The organism is Marinobacter shunpengi, from assembly GCF_045449695.1.
Classification (GTDB): Bacteria; Pseudomonadota; Gammaproteobacteria; order Pseudomonadales; family Oleiphilaceae; genus Marinobacter.
In genome coordinates, this window is the sequence record NZ_JBJJKZ010000002.1 from 41,021 (window position 1) to 60,984 (window position 19,964).

General features: G+C 61.0%; 21 protein-coding genes and 1 tRNA gene. 14 read left to right on the top strand and 8 right to left on the bottom strand.

Going from position 1 to position 19,964, the window contains the following annotated elements; translation table 11 throughout:
- Positions 1-71: 71 nt before the first annotated feature.
- Together trhA and ACJO2E_RS00635 are read right to left on the bottom strand one after the other, a co-directional pair.
- Positions 72-737 (bottom strand): PAQR family membrane homeostasis protein TrhA, encoded by a 666-nt coding sequence (trhA, locus tag ACJO2E_RS00630; RefSeq protein ID WP_406960870.1) that lies wholly within the window; start codon positions 735-737, stop codon positions 72-74.
- A gap of 269 nt (positions 738-1,006) precedes the next feature.
- Positions 1,007-1,717, bottom strand: a complete 711-nt coding sequence (locus ACJO2E_RS00635) for a Crp/Fnr family transcriptional regulator (RefSeq protein ID WP_406960872.1) — start codon at positions 1,715-1,717, stop codon at positions 1,007-1,009.
- Between the two features lie 185 nt (positions 1,718-1,902).
- On the opposite strand from ACJO2E_RS00635, the gene ACJO2E_RS00640 reads away from it, so the two are divergent.
- From ACJO2E_RS00640 to ACJO2E_RS00650, 3 genes are all read left to right on the top strand, one after another.
- Positions 1,903-2,823 (top strand): AEC family transporter, encoded by a 921-nt coding sequence (locus ACJO2E_RS00640; protein ID WP_406960874.1) that lies wholly within the window; start codon positions 1,903-1,905, stop codon positions 2,821-2,823.
- A gap of 134 nt (positions 2,824-2,957) precedes the next feature.
- Complete coding sequence (locus ACJO2E_RS00645) at positions 2,958-3,950, top strand: Vgb family protein (RefSeq protein WP_406960876.1); 993 nt, start codon at positions 2,958-2,960, stop codon at positions 3,948-3,950.
- 140 nt (positions 3,951-4,090) lie between these two features.
- Complete coding sequence (locus ACJO2E_RS00650; RefSeq protein WP_406960878.1) at positions 4,091-4,552, top strand: DUF2147 domain-containing protein; 462 nt, start codon at positions 4,091-4,093, stop codon at positions 4,550-4,552.
- Positions 4,553-4,563: 11 nt separating this feature from the next.
- On the opposite strand, the gene ACJO2E_RS00655 is transcribed toward ACJO2E_RS00650, so the two are convergent.
- On the bottom strand, positions 4,564-5,595 hold the full coding sequence (locus tag ACJO2E_RS00655) for a histone deacetylase family protein (protein ID WP_406960880.1): 1,032 nt from the start codon (positions 5,593-5,595) through the stop codon (positions 4,564-4,566).
- Positions 5,596-5,760: 165 nt separating this feature from the next.
- Here ACJO2E_RS00655 and ACJO2E_RS00660 point away from each other — a divergent pair, with 165 nt between their 5' ends.
- The 8 genes from ACJO2E_RS00660 (at position 5,761) to ACJO2E_RS00695 (ending at position 12,754) form a co-directional block, all read left to right on the top strand.
- Positions 5,761-7,194: a thioredoxin family protein gene (locus ACJO2E_RS00660; RefSeq protein ID WP_406960882.1), complete on the top strand. Its 1,434-nt coding sequence runs from the start codon at positions 5,761-5,763 to the stop codon at positions 7,192-7,194.
- Positions 7,195-7,208: 14 nt separating this feature from the next.
- A complete protein-coding gene (locus tag ACJO2E_RS00665) occupies positions 7,209-7,718 on the top strand; it encodes a UGSC family (seleno)protein (protein ID WP_504362691.1) in 510 nt (169 codons plus the stop codon).
- A 32-nt stretch (positions 7,719-7,750) separates the two neighbouring features.
- Positions 7,751-9,166, top strand: coding sequence for an L-seryl-tRNA(Sec) selenium transferase (selA, locus tag ACJO2E_RS00670; protein ID WP_406960886.1), 1,416 nt, complete (start codon positions 7,751-7,753; stop codon positions 9,164-9,166).
- On the top strand, positions 9,163-11,118 hold the full coding sequence (gene selB, locus ACJO2E_RS00675; RefSeq protein WP_406960888.1) for a selenocysteine-specific translation elongation factor: 1,956 nt from the start codon (positions 9,163-9,165) through the stop codon (positions 11,116-11,118). Before selA ends, selB begins: the two co-directional genes overlap by 4 nt.
- A gap of 5 nt (positions 11,119-11,123) precedes the next feature.
- Positions 11,124-11,219, top strand: a tRNA-Sec gene (locus ACJO2E_RS00680).
- Between the two features lie 229 nt (positions 11,220-11,448).
- Complete coding sequence (locus ACJO2E_RS00685) at positions 11,449-11,727, top strand: type II toxin-antitoxin system RelE/ParE family toxin (RefSeq protein ID WP_406960890.1); 279 nt, start codon at positions 11,449-11,451, stop codon at positions 11,725-11,727.
- A 10-nt stretch (positions 11,728-11,737) separates the two neighbouring features.
- Positions 11,738-12,052, top strand: coding sequence for a HigA family addiction module antitoxin (locus ACJO2E_RS00690; protein WP_406960892.1), 315 nt, complete (start codon positions 11,738-11,740; stop codon positions 12,050-12,052).
- 84 nt (positions 12,053-12,136) lie between these two features.
- Complete coding sequence (locus ACJO2E_RS00695) at positions 12,137-12,754, top strand: LysE family translocator (RefSeq protein ID WP_406960894.1); 618 nt, start codon at positions 12,137-12,139, stop codon at positions 12,752-12,754.
- Positions 12,755-12,881: 127 nt separating this feature from the next.
- Here the strand turns inward: ACJO2E_RS00695 and ACJO2E_RS00700 are convergent, their stop codons facing one another.
- The 3 genes from ACJO2E_RS00700 to ACJO2E_RS00710 form a co-directional block, all read right to left on the bottom strand.
- Positions 12,882-13,214, bottom strand: a complete 333-nt coding sequence (locus tag ACJO2E_RS00700) for a hypothetical protein (protein ID WP_406960896.1) — start codon at positions 13,212-13,214, stop codon at positions 12,882-12,884.
- The gene (locus tag ACJO2E_RS00705) at positions 13,201-13,749 is read right to left on the bottom strand and encodes a hypothetical protein (protein WP_406960898.1); all 549 of its coding nucleotides are present in this window, start codon (positions 13,747-13,749) and stop codon (positions 13,201-13,203) included. The genes ACJO2E_RS00700 and ACJO2E_RS00705 overlap by 14 nt, the downstream gene beginning before the upstream one ends.
- 401 nt (positions 13,750-14,150) lie before the next feature.
- A complete protein-coding gene (locus tag ACJO2E_RS00710) occupies positions 14,151-15,278 on the bottom strand; it encodes a zinc-binding dehydrogenase (RefSeq protein WP_406960900.1) in 1,128 nt (375 codons plus the stop codon).
- Between the two features lie 113 nt (positions 15,279-15,391).
- Here ACJO2E_RS00710 and ACJO2E_RS00715 point away from each other — a divergent pair, with 113 nt between their 5' ends.
- The 3 genes from ACJO2E_RS00715 to ACJO2E_RS00725 all read left to right on the top strand — a co-directional run bounded on the left by ACJO2E_RS00715 (position 15,392) and on the right by ACJO2E_RS00725 (position 18,156).
- On the top strand, positions 15,392-16,312 hold the full coding sequence (locus ACJO2E_RS00715) for a M14 family metallopeptidase (protein WP_406960901.1): 921 nt from the start codon (positions 15,392-15,394) through the stop codon (positions 16,310-16,312).
- Positions 16,313-16,427: 115 nt separating this feature from the next.
- Positions 16,428-17,627 (top strand): serine hydrolase domain-containing protein, encoded by a 1,200-nt coding sequence (locus tag ACJO2E_RS00720; RefSeq protein WP_406960902.1) that lies wholly within the window; start codon positions 16,428-16,430, stop codon positions 17,625-17,627.
- Between the two features lie 34 nt (positions 17,628-17,661).
- Complete coding sequence (locus tag ACJO2E_RS00725; protein WP_406960904.1) at positions 17,662-18,156, top strand: hypothetical protein; 495 nt, start codon at positions 17,662-17,664, stop codon at positions 18,154-18,156.
- A 33-nt stretch (positions 18,157-18,189) separates the two neighbouring features.
- Here ACJO2E_RS00725 and ACJO2E_RS00730 read toward each other — a convergent pair whose 3' ends face one another.
- Positions 18,190-19,167: an NADPH:quinone reductase gene (locus tag ACJO2E_RS00730; RefSeq protein ID WP_406960906.1), complete on the bottom strand. Its 978-nt coding sequence runs from the start codon at positions 19,165-19,167 to the stop codon at positions 18,190-18,192.
- A gap of 105 nt (positions 19,168-19,272) precedes the next feature.
- Positions 19,273-19,905, bottom strand: coding sequence for a cation efflux transmembrane domain-containing protein (locus tag ACJO2E_RS00735; RefSeq protein ID WP_406960908.1), 633 nt, complete (start codon positions 19,903-19,905; stop codon positions 19,273-19,275).
- Positions 19,906-19,964 lie beyond the last annotated feature (59 nt).

Here is a 19,964-nt window from a genome sequence, read left to right on the forward strand (position 1 = left end):
GGAATAAGAGGTAGCCACTCATAGCCGTGGTCCGGAAGCCCGCGCGTGGTCCGCATAAGACCACTCCGGGGTCAGGTGGTATGGGGCAGGACGCCAAGGTACACGGCGCTGAAATGACAGGCGCTGCCGCCAATCACGAACAGGTGCCACACCGCATGCATGTAGGGGATGCGGTCCATCAGGTAGAAGATCACCCCGATGGTATAGGCCAGCCCGCCGGCAATGATCAGCCTCAGTCCGGTCTCGCTGAGATTGTTTATCAGGTCGGTGGAGGCGAACACGATCAGCCAGCCCATGGCCAGGTAGATTCCCACCCGAACCAGCCTGAACCGGTGTTTGAAGATCATCTTCAGGACCACGCCGGTAACGGCCAGCGACCAGATAATGGAAAAGAAGGTCCAGCCCATGGTTCCCCGCATGTTGACCAGCAGGAAGGGTGTATAGGTACCCGCGATCAGCAGGAAAATGGCGCAGTGGTCCAGGGTCTTGAAGGTGGACCTGAGCTTAGGGTTGCGACTGCCGTGGTAGAAGGCGGACGCCACGTAGAGCAGGATCAGGGTGGCGCCGAAGATACTGAAACTCACCACCTTCCAGGCATCGCCCAACTGGCCGGCAGCGATGATCAGGGCCGCCGTTCCGATGACACTGAGGACGGCACCGATGCCATGGGTGGCACTGTTGAGCCATTCCTCGATGCGGTCATGGATAGTTGTGGGTCGGGCTTCGATGACTGTCATGGAGCTGTCTTACCGGGCTGCACGAGTGCGAAATGTTTTAAATGAGGTTATCACAGTTCGCGCAGCGTACACCGGTTTGGCGGCGAAGTGTTGTCCCTTCTGTTGCGACAGGTATCCTCCCGCTGATATTGCCACGTCTCGATAATGCATATTATTTACAGCGCTTTAGGTATCTGCCAGCGGCGTGATTATTTCAGGGCGGTTAAAAAATCATCAGCCACCGCGGCGTGATCCGGTTCGCGGTTAACCCGATGGTCATTTGAGTTGGCTTACCTGCTGGCGTTCTTTAGCCGTGAAAAGGTCGCTGGTACCACCCCCAGCCAGGCCGCCAGTTGATTGTCCGGCACCCTCCGCACCAGCTCCGGATATTCCTCCAGCAACAGCTGGTAGCGGTCCTTTGCCGGCATGGTCTGCTTGCGGAACTCCCGCATGCTGGTCAGTTCCGCCAGTTCTTCGGTCAGCGACAGGGCAAAGCGGGCCCAGGCACCCTCGCCACGGCTGGTGACGGCGGAACGGAACGCCGGGAAGCTGGCCATCCACAGGGTGCAGTGGGTAACGGAGGTCAGGCACAGGGTATTGCGCCTGGTCCGGGTACGACCGAACACCGGCCACACCAGGTCACCTTCCGAGAAGAAATGATGCACGGCGATACGGCCGCTCGGCGCCTCACGATACAGGCGCATGACGCCGTGCTGGATCAGGTAGACGTGTGCCCAGGGGCTGTCATGCTGCTCCAGGGTGGTCTCCGGATCCACCCGGCGAACCTGGAACAGCCGGGCCAGGTCCTCCAGGTAACGGCGCTCCGGCGAGTCCGGGTGTCTGCTATCCAGGCGGATACCAAACACCCGGCTCAGGCTGTTCAGCAGTGCAAGGGATGGTTGGGGGTTGGCCTGCCGGACAAATTCCGGCTGGCATGAATCCAGCAGACAGGGGGAGGACGCCGGCGGGTTGCGATCAGCGTGCTCGTGGGGATCGCTCATGGTTCGCATCAGCCTGATCAGGAATAAGACTGGATTATTCCATTATGCCCGGGTTGTGTGAAATGACATAGGTCATGTCGGCCTTCTTGCCTTTTCCTGCCAGGGTACGGGGTGTGCCGGCGCGGCAACGGTGTTTCCCGTTCACGGGCAGGGGTACAATGGCGTCTTCCCAGACCGGAGACATCATGACCGCAGCCCTGGCCCTCCTATACAAACTCCTCCCGCTTTATATTACCGTTGCCCTGGGCTGGCTGGCCGGTCGTTACCTGGAGGCCAGTGGCCGCCATATTGCCGGCACCATGCTGTACATCGTGACACCGTCCGTGGTGTTTTCCGGTGTCATGGCGGCACCGTTGTCGCCTTCCGTCATCCTGCTGCCGTTTATCGTGTTCCTGATATGCTCGGCCATCGGTATTGCCCACCTGTGGCTGGCCCGGCGGCTACTGCACGACGGCAGTGCCACCATCATTCCCCTGTCCGTGGGCACTGGTAACACCGGCTACTTCGGCATACCGGTGGCCTTGCTGTTGTTCGGTGAACAGGGCCTGGCGCTGTACATCGTCTGCATGCTGGGTACGACCCTGTTCGAGAACTCCGTGGGCTTTTACCTGGCGGCCCGTGGTCGCTATGGTATCCGCGATGCCCTGGTAAGGGTGGCCCGGTTGCCTTCCGTGTATGCCTTCCTGCTGGCGGTGGTGCTGAACCTGTCCGGTATCGGGATTCCCGAGGTACTGGTGCCCCTCTTCGACAACCTGCGGGGCGCCTACAGCATCCTGGGTATGATGATCATTGGCATGGGCATCCTCAGTTTCCGGGGGCTGGCGGGCAATATCCGCTTCACCGGGCTGGCCTTTTTTGGCAAGTTCCTGATCTGGCCACTGGTGGCCCTGGGCCTGTGGTGGCTGGATGCCAGCGTGCTGGGGATCTACGATACGGCGGTCCACCAGGCCATCTTCCTGATCTCCATTACCCCCATTGCCGCCAATACCGTGGTGATTGCCACCCTGCTGGACACCGCGCCACGGCAGGCGGCCGGCACGGCATTGCTGAGTACGCTGTTTGCGCTGGTGTTTATTCCGGTGATGGTGGCGGTGATTATGCCCTGACCAGCTGAGGGAAGGGGAACTTGCCCGCCATCCTTCAGCCAGACCTTTCGTACTATAGTGAAGCGAACCAAAGTTAGTGCAGCGAACCCAAGATAGTGGAGTGAACCAAAGAGCCTGCTCCAGGGAGAACGATGATGAAACGTACACTCTGTGTTCTTGCCATGATAACGGCGGCCTGGTCGGTACTGCCGGCGCAGGCGGAAACCCCGGCCACCCCGGCGCTCAAGGAATGGGAGGTTCCCTGGGACAATACCCGCCCCCGGGACCCCTGGGTGGGCCCGCGGGAGAACACCGTCTGGTTCGTGGGGCAGGCCGGTGACTACGTGGCCACCCTGAACCCGGAAACCGGTGACCTGAAACGCTACCGTCTGGACCCGGGCACCGGCCCCCACAACGTCATCGCTGATGAACGTGGCGCCTTCTATGCCGGCAACCAGGCGGAACATATCGGCCTGATTGATCCGGAAACCGGCGAGATACGCAAGTTCAAACTGGAAGGGGAGGGACCAAAGGACGTCCATACCATGGCCTTCGATTCCAACGGCGATATCTTCTTCACCGAGCAGGGCGGCAACCGGATTGGCTGGCTGGACGTGGATCAGCACGACTTTCGCATGTTCGAGGTCGAAACCGAATGGGCCCGCCCCTACGGCATTGTCGTCAGCCAGGATAACCGTCCCTGGGTGGCCCTGTTTGGCACCAACAAGCTGGCAACCATAGACCGGAAGGGCCGCCTGCACGAAGTCACGCTGCCCCGGGAAAAGTCCCGGCCCCGGCGCCTGGATATTACCGACGATGGCCAGGTGTGGTACGTGGACTATGCCCAGGGCTTCCTGGGTCGGCTGGAGATCGACAGCGGAGATATCCAGGAGTGGCCGATTCCCGGCGGTTCCGACGCTCGCCCCTACGCCATGGCACTGGATGACCAGGGAAGGCCGTGGTTTGTCGAGACCGGCGACAACCCCAACCGCCTGATCGGTTTTGACCCGCAAACAGAGACCTTTTCCGAACCTGCCACCATTCCCAGCGGTGGCGGTACCGTGAGGCATATGGTATTTGATCCCGACAAGCGTGCTTTCTGGTTCGGTACCGATACCAACACGGTGGTGCGGGCAACGCTGCAATAACGTCGCCGTTACCGGGGCAGGCGGGTTGTCTGCCCCTGATTCCGGTTGTGCGAATCGGGTCTGGAAATTTTCCGGCGTGCCCGATATTCTTGCTCTACTCCCGCTACGACGGGAATAACAAAAACAATGAGATCCGCATCATGAAGACCAAACTGAATGTGCTGACCGCCATGGCGGTTGTATTGTCTTTCCTCGCCGTTCGCGAAGCCTACGCGGCAGATCCACAAGGCCTCTGGAATACCGAAGACGACAGTGCCCAGGTCCAGCTGGAATCCTGTGGTGATGAGCTGTGCGGCCATATCGTCTGGCTGGAGGAGCCTCTGGATGATGAGGGTAACCCCAAAGTCGACGCCGAAAACCCGGAGCCGGAACTCCGCGACCGTCCCATCAAGGGCCTGAAGATTGTCTGGGGTCTCAAGGCCAGTGGCGATGGCGAAACCTGGGAAGACGGCCAGGTCTACGACCCGGAAAGTGGCAAGACCTACAACGCTAAAGCCTCCCTGGAAGAACCGGATACCCTTGAACTGAGGGGCTATGTGGGTGTGCCGTTGTTTGGACGGACATCCACCTGGACGCGGGCTGAACAGGCTCGTGGCGAGTAATGACTGCCCCTTCAGCGTGCGTGATCAAAGCCTTTCAGCACGTTGGCGACATTCACGCCAATGGCTTCCACATCATATCCCCCTTCCATGGTAAACAGGGTCGGCAGGCCAAGCTGGCCCAGACGTTCGCCAACCGCCAGGTAATCCTCTGATTTCAGTTTGAAGAAGGAAATCGGGTCCCCCTCGAAGGTATCCACGCCCAGCGGCACCACCAGCGCGTCCGGCCTGAAGGCGGCGATGCGCTGGCAGACGGTGTCCAGTCCTTCCCGCCATTGACTGAATGGTGTGCCCGGTGGATAGACGATGTTCAGGTTATGGCCTTCACCGGCGCCTTCACCCGTTTCGTCCTCATAGCCCAGGAAGTGGGGGAACACCAGGTCCGGATCGCCGTGGAGGCTGATGGTCAGCACGTCATTGCGGTGATAGAAAATACTCTGGGTGCCGTTGCCGTGGTGGAAGTCCACATCCAGGATGGCCACTCGTTTCGCGCCCTGGTCCAGGAAGGCCTGGGTGGCGATAGCGGCGTTGTTGAAGAAGCAGTAGCCGCCGAACAGGTCCGCTGCTGCATGGTGGCCCGGTGGGCGGCATAGCGCGAAGGCAGCGCGTTCGCCATTGGCTACCAGTTTCTGGGCGGTGAGGGCGACGTCCACCGATGCCCGGGCGGCTTCCCAGGTGCCTTCGGTGATGGACGTATCGGCCCCCAGGGCGTAGTAGCCAAGCTTGCCGTCAATATCCGAGGTGGGGCGCTGGCGCATGCCCCGGGCGGGCCAGAACTGGGGAATGGCCTCGCCGGGCTTGCCGGCAGCTACCCACTCTTCCCAGCAGTGCTCCAGAAATTCGACGTACTCCGGCGTATGCACTCGCAGGATCGGCTCCACACCAAACGGTTCCGGATCCAAGATCTCACCCAGGGCCTGATCCTTCACCCGCCCCAGGATGGTTTCCGCGCGGGAGGGGCGCTCGTGGGGATCGATCAGCATGCCGCCATCCAGTTCCGAGGTGGCGGTACGGCGATGGTGCAGGGGCGAGTAGATGGTCTTCATGGGCCTTCCTGTCGGTTTTCATTGGAAGATACTGTTTCACAGGCCCGGCCCGATCTCAATTGGGTTAATTTTTCGGACAAGCGCTCGATTTTTGGCGGGTGCTTGCTATGCTGTGGTCCTATACGAATGGACAACAAGACCCGGAAACCGGGCGGAAACCTGACTATGCCCCTATTACCCGATGGCCTGATTGTGGTCGCCAAGCGTGACTGCCCTACGTGCCAACTGATCGAACCCCTGCTGGCGGACATCGACCGCGAGGCCGGGCCGCTGACCGTCTATTCCCAGGATGACCCGGCCTTTGCCGCCGGTGTCCGTGGAGCCCAACACGATGCCACGCTGGAGCACTCGTTTCGCCTGCAAACCGAATTCGTGCCCACCCTGATCCGTGTCGAGAACGGACAGGAAGTGGAGCGCACCTACGGCTGGCACCGGGAAGACTGGCAAAAGCTGACCGGAATGGCTGGGCTGGGCGACGACCTTCCCCTGATGCGCCCCGGCTGCGGCTCGAAAACCCTGGAGCCGGGCATTGCCGAGAAACTGGAGCTGCAGTTCGGCGATACCCGTCTGAGTGCCCGTGAGATCGACACCGACGCCGAAGACCTGATCGAGGCCTGCTACGAGCGAGGCTGGAGTGACGGCCTGCCGGTGGTGCCGCCAACCCCGGAACGTGTGCTGAGGATGCTTAAGGGAACCGACCGGGATCCGACTGAGGAAATCGGCCTGGTGCCGCCGGATCTGGCTCCCTGTACCGTGGAGAAGGTCGCCATCAACGCGGTGATGGCAGGCTGCAAGCCGGAGTACATGCCGGTGCTGCTGGCGGCCCTGGAAGCGGCGCTGACCGACGAATTCGGGCTTCACGGCCTGCTGTGCACCACCATGTTTGCCGGCCCCATGATCATCGCCAATGGGCCCGTTACCAAGGCCATCGGTATGAACTCCGGCGGCAACGCCCTGGGGCAGGGCAACCGGGCCAACGCCACCATCGGCCGGGCCCTGCAGCTCATTGTCCGCAATGTGGGCGGCGGCCGCCCCGGTGAGATCGACCGGGCCACCCTGGGCACCCCGGGCAAATACACCTTCTGCTTTGCCGAGGCCGAAGACAGCGAATGGCTTCCGCTGGCGGAGGAGCGGGGTGTTCCCTCCGGCAACTCCGCCGTCACCCTGTTTGCGGGCGAGGGCGTCCAGGGCATCGTGGACCAGAAATCCCGCACGCCCGAATCCCTGGCGAAGTCCTTTGCCCTGGCCCTGGGAGCGGTGGACCATCCGAAAATGGCCATGGCCGGAGATGCCGTGCTGGTGGTCTCGCCGGAGCACAGCCGCGTGTTTATCGAGGCGGGCTGGACCAAGGCCCGTTTACTGGAGGAGCTGGAAACCCTGCTCCAGTTCCCCGGGGAAGAAATGGTGGTCGGCGCTGGCGGTATTGCCGAAGGCATCCCGGAGCAGTTCCGGGACAAGACCGTGCCCAAGTTCCGCCCCGGCGGTTTACTGATTGTCCGGGCTGGCGGTACCGCCGGCCTGTTTTCTGCCGTCATTGCCGGCTGGGCCGCTTCCGGCCCGGTCGGTTCCAGTCCTGTAACCAGAGAGGTGAAGGTATGACACACACAAGCGTGATGCTCGACCCCACGGGCGAGCTGTCACCGGCGGTGAGGGCCAGGCTGGCCCGCCCCGACAGTCTGGCGGGCAAGACCGTCGGGCTGCTGGATATCTCCAAGCCCCGGGGCGATGTGTTCCTGGATCGTATCGAGGAGCGCCTGACCGCCATGGAAGTGAGGGTCAAACGCTACCGCAAGCCCACATTCACCCGGGTCGCCCCCACCGAGCTGAAACAGCAGATGGCCGGTGAAGTGGACCTGGTGGTGGAAGGGCTGGCCGACTGAGGATCCTGCACGTCGTGTTGTACACATGACATCGCAGACCTGGAAGGTCGCAACATTCCGGGCGTAGGCGTTGCCTCCAGCGAGTTCATCCAGGCCGCGGCGGCCCAGTCGAAAACCCTGGGTTTCGAGCCGGCCATGGTGTTCGTGGGCCACCCCATCCAGGACCGCACCGATGACGAAATGCGGGCACTGGCGGATGAGGCCCTGGAGGAGATCGTCCGGCTACTGACACATACGGAGTAGATCTCCCTGGGCCGCCAGGGACGGCGGACCCTATGACATCATCAGAACCGTTTCCTGCGGAGGGCACCCGGCCACGGCCACCTTCCGTGGACATTATCCTTGCCTGGCCATTGATGGCCCGGCTCTGCGCTATCCATGGCCGGCCGGTGGTGCTGGAGGCGATCCGCGGTCACCTGAGCCGCTGGCGACAGCAGCCGGAGCCTTTCGACGATAGGGACTTTGCAGTTGCCGTGGAGCGGACTGTTCTGGACACCGTGGCCCCGTCACTGCGCCCGGTGTTCAATCTGACCGGCACCGTGCTGCACACCAACCTCGGCCGGGCGCCGCTGCCCCAGGAGGCCATCGAGGCCATGGTCGCGGTGGCCTCCGGCGCTTCCAACCTGGAGTTCGACCTGGACAAGGGCAAGCGGGGCGACCGGGACGACCATGTGGAAGCCTGGGTCTGCCGCCTGACCGGCGCCGAGGCCGCCACCGTGGTCAACAACAATGCCGCCGCCGTGTTGCTGGTGCTCAACTCCCTGGCCCGGCGCAAGGAAGTGATAGTATCCCGTGGCGAGCTGATCGAGATCGGTGGCGCTTTCCGCCTGCCGGACATCATGGCCCGGGCCGGCTGCAAGCTTCATGAGGTCGGTACCACCAATCGCACCCATCCCCCTGATTTCGAGAACGCAATCAGCGCACGCACAGGCCTGTTGATGAAGGCCCATACCAGCAACTACCGGGTAGAGGGCTTCACGGCGGAGGTGGCGGAAACAGCGCTGGCGGCCATTGCCCATGATCACCAGATTCCCCTGGCCGTGGACCTTGGCAGCGGCAGCCTGCTGGACATGACCGCCCTGGGCCTGCCCGCCGAACCCACGGTACGGGAAACCCTGGAGAAGGGCGCCGATGTGGTCACCTTCAGCGGCGATAAGCTGCTGGGCGGCCCTCAGGCTGGCATCATCGCTGGCCGCGCCGACCTGATCAGCAAGATCCGCAAGAACCCCCTGAAACGGGCCCTGCGTTGTGACAAGCAGACCCTGGCGGCTCTGGAAGCGGTGCTGCGGCTCTATGGCAACCCGGAAATCGTCGTCGAGCGGGTGCCGGCCCTGCGGTTGCTGACCCGCCTGGAAGCGGCGATCCGGCAGACCGCCGACACTATCGCCAGGCCCCTGGCGGCGTGGGCCGGGGAAGACTGGCAAGCTGATGTGGCGCCGGTGAAAAGCCAGATCGGCAGTGGCTCCCTGCCGCTGGACCTGCTGCCCAGTGCAGCCGTGCGCCTGACGCCATTGGCTGGCAATAAACGCCAGCGCAGCCGTCAGCTCAAGGCATTGTCTGTTCGGCTGCGACAGTTGCCCCTGCCGGTGATCGGGCGGATTTCCGAAGATACCCTGCTGCTGGATTGCCGCTGCCTGGAGGATTCCGGGGCCTTCCTGGCGCAACTCGAGGCGGAGGCAAACGAGCCGTGATCATCGCCACCGCCGGCCATGTGGACCACGGCAAGACCACCCTGATCAAAGCACTGACCGGCGAAAACACGGACCGGCTGGCGGAGGAAAAACGTCGAGGCCTGACCATCGACCTGGGCTTCGCCTGGACCCGCACGGAGCAGGGGCACTGGCTCGGCTTTGTGGATGTGCCCGGCCACGAAAAATTCATCCGCAACATGGTCGCCGGCGTGGCGGCGGTGGACGCAGTGATGCTGGTGGTGGCCGCCGACGACGGCCCCATGCCCCAGACTCGGGAGCACCTGGCCATCCTGGAATTGCTGGGGGTCACGAAAGGCCTGGTGGCGCTTACCCGGGCGGATCGGGTGGATCCCGGGCGCCTTGAGGAGGTTCGGGCTGAGGTGACGACACTGCTGGCCGGCACTGGTCTGTCGGAGGCGCCGGTGTTTCCGGTGTCCGGCATTACCGGCGCTGGCGTGCCGGCATTGCGCCATTGGCTCGCGGAGCAGGCCGTTGAAAGGATGCAGCAACCGGCGCCGCCACAGGCCGGTGCGCGGCTGGTGGTGGACCGCAGTTTTACCGTCAAGGGGAGCGGCTGCGTCGTGACCGGAACCCTGACCGACGGCTGCCTGAGCCGGGAGGATACCCTGACCGTCGCACCGTCCGGAACCAGGGTACGTGTCCGGGGGCTCCAGATGCACGGTGCGGATGTGGACCAGGTGCCGGCCGGCAGTCGTTGTGCGGTGAACCTGTCCGGCGATATCGACCGCAACGCGATCAGCCGGGGCGACTGGCTGGTGGCGCCCTGGCTGTATCAGCCGGCGGACCGGCTGGACGTGCGGCTGACGTTGCAGCCCGGGGCCCGGTTACATCGTGGGGCGCTTGTGATCCATATAGGCGCTGCCGCTGTCAGTGGTCGGGTGGTGGTACTGGCGTCAGGTGAAGATGGTTCGCCGGTGCTGGCCCAACTGATGCTGTCTGCCCCGGTGCTGGCCTGTGTCGGGGACCGTGTCATCCTGCGGGACCCTGCCATGAACGTAACGCTGGGCGGTGGTGAGGTGCTGGACCCGTTCGGCCTGCGGCGGGGGCGGTCGGCGGATAGCCGGACAAACCTGCTGGCGGCACTGTCAGCCGGCCAGGATACAACCGGGAGCCTGAACGCCCGCTTGCAGGCGCAGGCACAGGGTGTGGACCTGGACCCGTTCGCCAGGGCGCACAACCTGACCGACGACCGCCTGGATGAGTTGCTGGGGCGACTGCGCCCGGTGGTGATCCGGGCGGGGGCTCAGCGTCTCGCCTTTGCAGCGGCCCACTGGACGCAGTGGCAGTCACGCCTGCTGGACCGTCTGGACCAATGGCACCAGGACTACCCGGACCGGATCGGTCCTACCGAAGCGGAACTGACCCGTCTGCCGGGGCCCCATCTGGATCAGCCGGTACGTCATCGCCTGCTGCAGGCCCTGATCGATCAAGGTGAACTGAGCCGAAGCGGTTTCCGGTTCCGCCGGCCGGGGCACAGGCCCAGGCTTGATCCCACCGACCAGGCCCTGCTGGAGCAGGTTCTGCGGCAACTGGAGGGCACCGGCCTGAAACCGCCGATTGCCGGTGAACTGGCCGAGGCCCTGGGTCTGGCGCGGGACGACATGCTGGCCTTCCTGGAGCGAATGGACCGACTGGGCCAGCTGGTCGCCGTGGCACCCAACCGGTTCTACCGACCGGAATCCGTGGCAGAACTGGCGGCCATCGCGGTGGAACTGGCGGAGCAATCGCCCACCGGCGCCTTCGACGCCCGCGCCTACCGGGACCGCTCAGGCATCGGCCGCCGGCTGACGGTCAGCGTACTGGAATACCTGGACCGGGCCGGTGTCACCGCATTTATCAACGAGGAACGCCGGCTACAACCGGCCTACCGCCAACGGCAGGCGGTAACTCTCTCAAATAACGAGGAAAACGGTTACACTGCCAAACCCTGAACAATGGAAGGGGATCGCTTCCCGGTGGAGCGCCCGGACTTCAAATCCGGTGAGGTGCGCAACGCGCGCCTGGTGGGTTCGACTCCCATACCCTTCCGCCATTTATTGCCTCGTTCACGAATTCCCGCTTCCTCTAACAGACCACTGATTGAGCTGGAGCAGAAAGGAGCCGTTTCCATACAATGCGCTTAAGGCTGTTTCCGGCCTGACGGCCGTCCACCGGACGCCCTTGTCAGGGCGCCGCTTAGCTTCGCGTTATGCCCCTCTCTCAGCCTACTTTGCCGCCTAATAACGCTTGACGTTATTGACGAGCTGCGTCATCATTTCTTTATGATCATATCGTTCAGGTGTAAGGATACCGAGAAGCTGGCAAGCGGACGCCGCGTCAGACGCTTCGTCAATTTTGAGCGGGTTGCCTTGAGGAAAATTCGGCAACTTCAGGCTGCAAGCCGGTTGGATGATCTTAAAGTACCGCCCGGCAATATGTTGGAGCCATTGCATGGTGACCGCCAAGGTCAGCACAGTATTCGAATCAACAGGCAGTTCCGGGTTTGCTTCCGCTGGACCAAGGCTGGTGCGGAAGATGTTGAAATTGTTGATTACCATTAGGAGGTAACTCATGCGCAACATTGAAGCTGTAACGCCAGGCGAGTTACTGAAGGAAGAGTTCCTTGAGCCGATGGGTATTTCTCAATACCGCTTGGCCAAAGAGATTGGGGTGCCTGCCCAGAGAATCGGCCAGATTATTGCTGGAAAGCGTTCGATAACCGCAGACACGGACCTGCGACTTTGCCGCTTCTTTGGTTTGTCCAATGGCTACTGGCTGCGTGCCCAGGCAGCCTACGACACTGAGATTGCGGAAGATGCCCTTCATGATCAGTTGAAGAATATTCGTCCGTGGAGTGCTGTACCCGAAATCGGGCACAGGGCATAACCAACGGCTGCACAGCGACCGATTTTCCGCCGCTTCGCGGCTCCAAACCGGCGCGTGAGCCGGGCGTTAAGCCGAGGGGGCATCATGAGTTTCGTCGAAATATTAGCTCTATTTTCAGCTATGGCAGCTTTAGCTCTAGTTCCCAGTACTAGCGTCGCTTTGGTCGTTGCTCGCTCAGCCTCTGCTGGGTTCTCGAATGGGAGCGCTGTGGCGGCGGGAATTGTAGTCGGTGATCTTGTCTTTGTTTTCCTAGCTGTTTTAGGAATGGCTGCACTGGCAGAAGTTGTCGGCAGCTTCTTCTTAATCCTGAGATATTTGGCAGGTGGGTATCTTATCTGGTTCGGTATAAGCCTCATGAGATCGAAAGCTTCATTGCAGTTGGATGATTCAGGTCGGTCCGCATCGAAATTATCAGCAAGCTTTTTCTCTGGCCTGCTCCTTACCCTGAGTGATGTAAAGGCTATATTTTTTTACGCGAGCTTATTTCCCGTTTTTGTTGATTTGGCCTCTATCGGGACATTGGATATAGCAATAATTGCGGTGATAACGGTAGTCGCGGTCGGAGGTGTCAAATTGGGCTATGCCTATTTCGCAGAGCGCGTTGCGTCATTCGCTACTAAGCACAGAGCAGAACGAGCAGTTAAAGTTACGACTGGTGGTTTAATGGTTGGAGCAGGATCGTATCTGTTAATAAAGGCTTAACAAGTGACTGTGGCGTCAAAATCATTAATCAGGCCCTTTTTTCACGCCATGGCTCACCGGTTTTTGTGTGACGAGGGCTGAGGCTAAACTCTGTCGGGAGCGAAGCCTCAGTCCGTGCCAGGTTAGTTTAAATAGTACTGCTGATGATCTGTGTCTTCCACCTGGCTTTGGTGGATACGAGACAACCATAACCCCGGAGTTCCGTGGCGGAAACCCTCTTTTTCGTCGCCTTGATCACCTTTTTAAGCCAACCTTGGGCCAAGCGGCCACCTGCTCCAATCAGATCTTTGGCAAGCTCTCGCATGTTTTCGTTACAAGTCGTGTTTGCCTCAATCATTTGCTCAACGACGTCGACCGTAGTGTCGTTAAAGCCGCTTTTGTAATTTCGAATGGCCTGATCTTCGCCAATCGTGGCAAAGATAATTTCCAGGAGATAGTCCTTCTCGTCAGCGGTCAGCATGTAATCCTCCTTTGATCAGTGATGTGAACTCTTCCTTTGAGATGCCGGTTCCGTGCACCGTAAGAACATGGTCTTCGAAGTCTGCTTTGGTGACGAAGGACAGACAGCCGACATCGCCACACACACCGTAAATAGTGAAGGCTCCCACCGTTTCCTGGAATACCCCGCCATCGCCGTAGGTGTGCTGAATTTCTTTCGTGGAGTTTTCGAACAGGCGGGCGATTTCCTCATCAAACGCCTGTGGTGAATCCAACCCCAGAATCAGCTTCGGATAGTCCCGGATAGTGAAATCATCGGGTAGCCCCTCCGATGCATTCGAGATGACTCTGCCGGAAAGTAACTGTCCTTCAGCCGTTTTCAGGGCAGGCCCATCCGCTGAGAAAACAGTTGCACCAGAGATCTGAGATACCGGCACGGTGAGGGCGAACTCGCTGCTGTAGGAGAACTTTACCGGTTCCGTAGAAGCGCAGCCCTGTAGGGCGAAGGCGAGTGCAATAGGGGCAATTGGTTTCAGAAGACCCAGTTGTTTCGACACGTCATGTTCCTTGTCATCAGTTCGTCAGCTAGCCATTCGAGGCTAAGCAGTCAGCCTACGTCCGGTAGGCGCTGGCCACGAAAGCGTGAGATCGGGCTCCGTGGCGCCAGGATTTTCTCAAGGGGAGGGCTGTCACTCGCAGGCGGCTCCTTGCCTGAGTTGCATCCGTGAGTCGTGAAAACTATCAGCTTCGAAGCAATGCTACAACGGGCGAGCATGCGCTGTGTGACCAAGTCGTTGCGCGAGTGGTTTCGGGAAACGGGGATAGATCTATTTTTCGGTTGAGCACTATGCAGTCAATGGGTTCAGAGACATTGATCCGCAGGGTTATCTTTTATTCAGGCGCTGGAGTCAATCCGACTCCAGCGCCCCAGGATGGCCTTGCGGCCAGACGCTAAACGTTAGCTCTGTGGTTTGATCAGGTACTTCTCTCCGGTCGCCATTTTGCCGTAGGCCGACATGGCATCCAGTTGTAACGCACCGGCCAGGGAAACTTCATGGGTGTAGTGACTGGCGAAGGTGGTTTTGATCTCGGCGGCTACGCGTTTGCGCATGGCGATGTTGGTTTCCGTGCCCAGTTTGCCTAACGCATTGAACAATAGAAAGCCGTTCACACCCCAGGCAAAACCAAAGTTGCGGTTCAGTGTGATGGGGCCGCGATCAAGGCCGCCATAGATATACACCTGTTTGTAGACGTCAGAGCCATACACGCTGTATTCCGTGATGTCGCGAGAGACGGCGGCTTCCATGCAGGTGAGAATATCACTGGCCAGGCGACCGCCACCGATAGGGTCGAAAGCGATGGTCGCGCCGGTGTCGATCAGTGCCTGGGTCAGGTCTGCCATGAAACTGTCTTTACTGGAGTTGACCACGTATTTGGCACCCTGGTCCCGCAGCAGGTCTTCCTGTTCCTGCTTGCGGACGATATTGACCAGGTCGATGCCGTCGGCGATGCAGATGCGGTTGAGCATTTGCCCGAGGTTAGAGGCGGCAGCAGCGTGAACGATCGCCTTGTGGCCCTCAGCGCGCATGGTTTCCACCATGGCCAATGACGTCAGCGGATTCACAAAGCTTGAAGCGGCTTCGTCTGCCGTCGTACCGGGTGCCATTTCCAGACAGCTTTGCACATTGGCACAGAGGTATTTGCGGTAGCTACCGCCGCCAATGAACGCCACGGTCTTGCCCATCAGGCTTTGCGCTGCGTCGGATGAGCCTGCTGCGACCACGGTACCCGCGCCTTCATTGCCCACGGGTATCGCCTTGCCAACACGCTTTTTAACGGCGCCCATGAACTTGGCCGGGACATCGGCGTTAATGATCGGGCGATCGGCACTGCCGGATTGGCTGGCCGTCGTCATATCAGCCGCGCTGAACATCACTCCCAGGTCAGACGGGTTGATAGGGGCGGCTTCGACGCGGATGACCACCTGGTTTTCGCCCGGCTGCGGGATCTCGATCTCCCGCAGGGCAATTTCCAGTTTGTTGTCGTCGCTAATGGTGGACGTCAGTTCGATGTTGTTATCTGACACTTTTTTCTCCTCAAAGGATAGGGGGTCTCGTACTTCGCCAACCGATGTTATCAGATAGAATGAGGGGCAGGGTCAGAATGTCCCGACGTCGCCCACCATCGGAGAAGCGCTCTATGACCACAGCCACCCCCTATCCCATCGGCACCCCCGGCGTTCCCTGGGGCGACGAAGAACGGGCCGAGTGGTTGTCCCAGCAAGTCCGTCAGCGCAGCTACCAGGATGATGTGTTGAGCGTGGTGGAGGGCCTGAGTTCACGATTTGATGTCGAGGTCTATGGCCATCTGGACTACGGCGCCGACCAGTACCCCCTGATGGCGATCCGCAGCCGCAACTGGCGCGACGAACTTCCGGTGGTGCTGATCACCGGCGGGGTGCACGGCTATGAAACCAGCGGTGTCCACGGCGCGCTGCGGTTTGTGGAGCAGCATGGGGTAGAGTACGCCGACCGGGTCAACTGGCTGGTCGCGCCCTGTGTCAGCCCCTGGGCCTACGAGCGTATCCATCGCTGGAACCCGGACGCGGTGGACCCGAATCGCTCGTTCCGGGCGGACAGTCCAGCCGGGGAGTCGGCGGCGCTCATGGCACTGGTGGCCCCCATCCGCGATCGGGTGCTGATGCACATTGACCTGCACGAGACCACCGACACCGACGAATCCGAATTCCAGCCTGCGCTGGCGGCCCGTGATGGCAAGCTGTATGAGCCGGGCAGCATTCCCGATGGTTTCTATCTGGTGGATGATACCGAGCACCCGAACCCGGACTTCCAGCAGACGGTGCTGGCGGCCGTGGAGCCGATCACCCATATCGCGCCGGCCGATGAGCGTGGTGAGATCCTCGGGTCACCCGCAGCCGCCCGGGGCGTTATCCGGTACCCGCTCGCGCAACTGGGCCTGTGCGCCGGTATGACCAGCGCTCCCTGCCGGACCACCACCGAGGTTTACCCCGACAGCCCCCGTGCAACCCCGGAACAATGCAATGCCGCGCAGGTTGCGGCGGTGTGTGCGGCGATCGACTACGCGTTGGGGCATCGGTAGAGTCTCTTTTTTGGGTAAGCGGGGGAAAGCCGACGCTTGCCCTGTAACCCGTTGATCGGGTCTATTCCGGCCCTCCTGGGCCTCAACTACAATAAAACAGAAGAAGTAGCGTCTTATGAAAAAATGGATTGTTTCCGTCATCGTTCTGATCGCGCTGGCGTGCGGTACGTTCTGGGCAATGGCGGACAAGGACATGCGCCGGCTGGTGCTGAATATGCCGACTGATACCAATGTGCTTTTCTGGGAAACCCCGCAACGGGATGCCGTGTTCCGCGCCATGGACCGGGTGCCCCTGTTGTCAAAATCCCGGGCTATTGAGGCGGGCGATAGTCCCTATCCGTTACCCGAAGGCAAGCCGATCGAACTGGATGCGGACGTTGATGCCTTTATGGCATCCCAACGCTCCGCCGCGCTGCTGATCGTGCAGGACGGTAAGGTACGGTTTGAGCGTTATGGCCTGGACTTCGGCCCGGAGGGACGCTGGACCAGTTTTTCGGTGGCCAAGTCCTTCACCTCCACACTGGTCGGTGCCGCCCTGAAGGACGGGTATATCGACAGTATCGAAGACAAGGTATCGGCGTATATTCCGGACCTCCAGGGCTCGGCCTATGACAATGTCACCATCCGGCAGTTGCTGACCATGACGTCGGGTGTGGAATGGAATGAAGACTACGCGGACCCGCAATCCGATGTGGCGCAGTTTAATACGCACGAAGCGGAGCCGGGCGTGGATGTCACCGTGAGTTATATGCGCCAGTTGGAAGCGGAAGCGCAGCCAGGCACGAAATGGGTCTACAAGACCGGCGAAACCAACCTGATTGGTGTGTTGGTCAGTTCAGCCACTGGCAAGACGCTGTCGGACTATCTGTCGGAGAAGGTCTGGAAGCCCTTTGGCATGGAACAGGATGCCAGCTGGCTGCTGGGATCCACGGGGCACGAGATCAGTGGTTGTTGCATACAGGCCTCCACCCGCGACTTCGCCCGTTTTGGCCTGTTCATCCTGGGCGGCGGCCTGGTTGATGGCGAGCCGGTATTGCCCGACGGCTGGCTGGCCCAGGCCACCAGCACGCAGGCGGAGACCGATCAGCCGGATTACGGTTACGGCTACCAGTGGTGGACGCTGGAGGACGGTGCGTTTATGGCGCGGGGCATCTTTGGCCAGAGCATTTTTATCGACCCGCAACGGCAGCTCGTCATTGCCTCCAATAGCAACTGGCCGCAGGCCTCCGATCGCCAGGGCGGCACCCACGGGCAAGAACGTCTGGCCTTTTTCCGGCAGGTTCAGCAGGCGATTGATCGGGAGTCTGCGGAGTAGATCGTGGTGCAGCCATTGGCGCGGGATTCGAATCATGAAACGTAGGGAAACCCTGGTCGGTCGTATACTGTTGCTCGTCATTTCGATGGCTTTCGTGTCAGCTTGTCAGGCGTCTGGTCCGAAGCAGGCAGGTTCCGGCGGCCAGTCTGATTTCATTAGTGAAGCCCTGGTTGATGCTGTGGAACAAACCCATTTTTCTGCAGTGGTTCGTCATGTGAGTGCCGAGCGCAGGGCCCCCGGGGCAAGCGACAGTGGACCGGTCTTTCTCCACCGTGTTGAAGTTCGTGAAGTTTTCCGGGGGCCGGAAGTCGAGAGCCTGACCTATGCGCTGTATGCGGAGCCAGGGGAGTCCAGTGCTTCGTCATCAGGGTGGGTGATTATTACCCTATGTCGGGGGAGCGATGAAGGGTACGAGTGGCCCGGGACGGGGGCCATTTTCCCTGCAACGGAAGAACTGGTGGAGATAGCCCGTAAAGCGGCGCGGAATGCCGGTCCGGATCAACAGGCGTTTAACCAGTGTGATTGGTGACGGGAGCCGGCAGGCCCCCGTCTTTCATCGTCATCAGGGAAGCAGCACCGTTGACCCGGTGGTCTGCCCACTCGCCAGGGCCTCATGGGCCTTGGCCGCTTCCGCCAGTGGGAAGCGCTGGTTGATGTCCGCCTTGATGGCGCCGCTGGCCAGCATCTCGAACAGTTCGCCGCACATGGCCTCGAAGCGGGGGCGGGTGTCGGCGTAGCCGGCGAGGCTGGGACGGGTGACGAACAGCGAGCCCTTCTGGTTGAGGATGCCGATGTTGACGCCGCTCACCGGGCCGGTGGTGTTACCGAAGCTGACCATCAGGCCGCGCTTTTGCAGGCAGTCCAGGGAGGTTTCCCAGGTGTCCTTGCCCACGGAGTCATAGACCACTGGAACCATGTCACCGTCGGTGAGCTCACGGACCCGTTCGACGATGTTCTCTTCCTTGTAGTTGATGGTGGCCCAGGCGCCGTGGTCCATGGCCAGTTTTGCCTTCTCCGGTCCGCTCACGGTTCCGATCAGTTTTACCCCCAGGGCTTTCGCCCACTGGCAGGCAATCAGGCCGACGCCGCCTGCGGCGGCATGGAACAGGATGGTTTCGCCGGATTTCACCGGGTAGGTCTGGCGCAGCAGATACTGGACCGTCAGGCCCTTGAGCATGGTGGCCGCCGCGGTTTCGAAATCGACGTTTTCGGGAATCCGGATGGCCTTTCCCGCTGGCAGCACATGCTGCTCGCTGTAGGAGCCCAGTGGTGCCTGAGCGTAGGCCACCCGGTCGCCCACCTGGAAGTCCGCTACGTCCGCGCCGATGGCGTCCACCACGCCGGCGCCTTCCGTGCCCAGGCCGGAGGGTAGGGAGGGGACCGGGTAGACGCCGGAACGGAAGTAGATCTCGATGTAGTTGAGGCCAATGGCCCGGTTGCTCACGCGGATTTCACCGGGGCCCGGTTCCGGTTGCGGGGTGTCCTCCAGTGTCAGGACCTCCGGACCGCCGGTCTGGGAAAATCGGATAGCTTTGGTCATTGCCTGGTACCTTTTTTATTGAGAGGGTGAGTGGCGCCATGCCGTTGCGGCATCCGGCGTTCCATCATACTCACCCCGGTCCGTTTTTGCCCGTCGCCAAAGGTATCAGTGGGAATGCCCGTGGCTCAGGCGGGCATCGCTGATATCGCTACGGGCATGGCGCATCACGCTGATGCCCGAAGTGACCGCCAGGCTACCGATAACCGCCGCTACCGCCAGGTCGGGCCAGGCCGTACCGGTGCCGAAGACACCCAGGGCAGCCACCATGACGGCGACGTTGCCGATGGCGTCGTTGCGACTGCACAGCCAGACTGAGCGCATGTCGGAATCACCACTGCGGTAGCGGAACAGGATCCAGGCCACGGAAACGTTGGCAGAAAGGGCCAGGAACCCGACCGCGCCCATGGTGACGGCCTCCGGGGTAATGCCGCTCTGGGCCACCCAGATCGCCCGGGCCAGCACCGCGAGCCCGAACACGGTCATGGTGACGCCCTTGACCATGGCCGCCCGGCCACGCCAGAGCATACCCATGGACAGCACCGACAGTGACAGCAGGTAGTTGGCGCTGTCGCCGAAGAAGTCGATGGCATCCGCCATCAGGGAGACGGAGCCCGACTGGAAACTGGCGATGCCTTCCACCACGAACATGGTCAGGTTCACCCAAAGGGCAAACCACAGGGCGCGGCGGAATCCCGGCGAGGGTGTTTTCGGTTCCGGGGCGGAACAGCAACTGCTCATAATGACCTCCTATTCGTTGATTATGGTCATTACAAAGCCTGTAGTAGCTACAGGGTCAA

What these genes read in the sequence shown, in the direction of transcription:
- ACJO2E_RS00685 (WP_406960890.1), top strand. Translation starts at nt 11,449, where the DNA reads ATGATCATATCGTTCAGGTGTAAGGATACCGAGAAGCTGGCAAGCGGA.
- selA (WP_406960886.1), top strand. Translation starts at nt 7,751, where the DNA reads ATGACATCATCAGAACCGTTTCCTGCGGAGGGCACCCGGCCACGGCCA.
- ACJO2E_RS00690 (WP_406960892.1), top strand. Translation starts at nt 11,738, where the DNA reads ATGCGCAACATTGAAGCTGTAACGCCAGGCGAGTTACTGAAGGAAGAG.
- ACJO2E_RS00720 (WP_406960902.1), top strand. Translation starts at nt 16,428, where the DNA reads ATGAAAAAATGGATTGTTTCCGTCATCGTTCTGATCGCGCTGGCGTGC.
- ACJO2E_RS00695 (WP_406960894.1), top strand. Translation starts at nt 12,137, where the DNA reads ATGAGTTTCGTCGAAATATTAGCTCTATTTTCAGCTATGGCAGCTTTA.
- trhA (WP_406960870.1), bottom strand. Translation starts at nt 737, where the DNA reads ATGACAGTCATCGAAGCCCGACCCACAACTATCCATGACCGCATCGAG.
- ACJO2E_RS00700 (WP_406960896.1), bottom strand. Translation starts at nt 13,214, where the DNA reads ATGCTGACCGCTGACGAGAAGGACTATCTCCTGGAAATTATCTTTGCC.
- ACJO2E_RS00635 (WP_406960872.1), bottom strand. Translation starts at nt 1,717, where the DNA reads ATGAGCGATCCCCACGAGCACGCTGATCGCAACCCGCCGGCGTCCTCC.
- ACJO2E_RS00730 (WP_406960906.1), bottom strand. Translation starts at nt 19,167, where the DNA reads ATGACCAAAGCTATCCGATTTTCCCAGACCGGCGGTCCGGAGGTCCTG.
- ACJO2E_RS00650 (WP_406960878.1), top strand. Translation starts at nt 4,091, where the DNA reads ATGAAGACCAAACTGAATGTGCTGACCGCCATGGCGGTTGTATTGTCT.
- ACJO2E_RS00655 (WP_406960880.1), bottom strand. Translation starts at nt 5,595, where the DNA reads ATGAAGACCATCTACTCGCCCCTGCACCATCGCCGTACCGCCACCTCG.
- ACJO2E_RS00735 (WP_406960908.1), bottom strand. Translation starts at nt 19,905, where the DNA reads ATGAGCAGTTGCTGTTCCGCCCCGGAACCGAAAACACCCTCGCCGGGA.
- ACJO2E_RS00715 (WP_406960901.1), top strand. Translation starts at nt 15,392, where the DNA reads ATGACCACAGCCACCCCCTATCCCATCGGCACCCCCGGCGTTCCCTGG.
- ACJO2E_RS00660 (WP_406960882.1), top strand. Translation starts at nt 5,761, where the DNA reads ATGCCCCTATTACCCGATGGCCTGATTGTGGTCGCCAAGCGTGACTGC.
- ACJO2E_RS00645 (WP_406960876.1), top strand. Translation starts at nt 2,958, where the DNA reads ATGAAACGTACACTCTGTGTTCTTGCCATGATAACGGCGGCCTGGTCG.
- ACJO2E_RS00640 (WP_406960874.1), top strand. Translation starts at nt 1,903, where the DNA reads ATGACCGCAGCCCTGGCCCTCCTATACAAACTCCTCCCGCTTTATATT.
- ACJO2E_RS00725 (WP_406960904.1), top strand. Translation starts at nt 17,662, where the DNA reads ATGAAACGTAGGGAAACCCTGGTCGGTCGTATACTGTTGCTCGTCATT.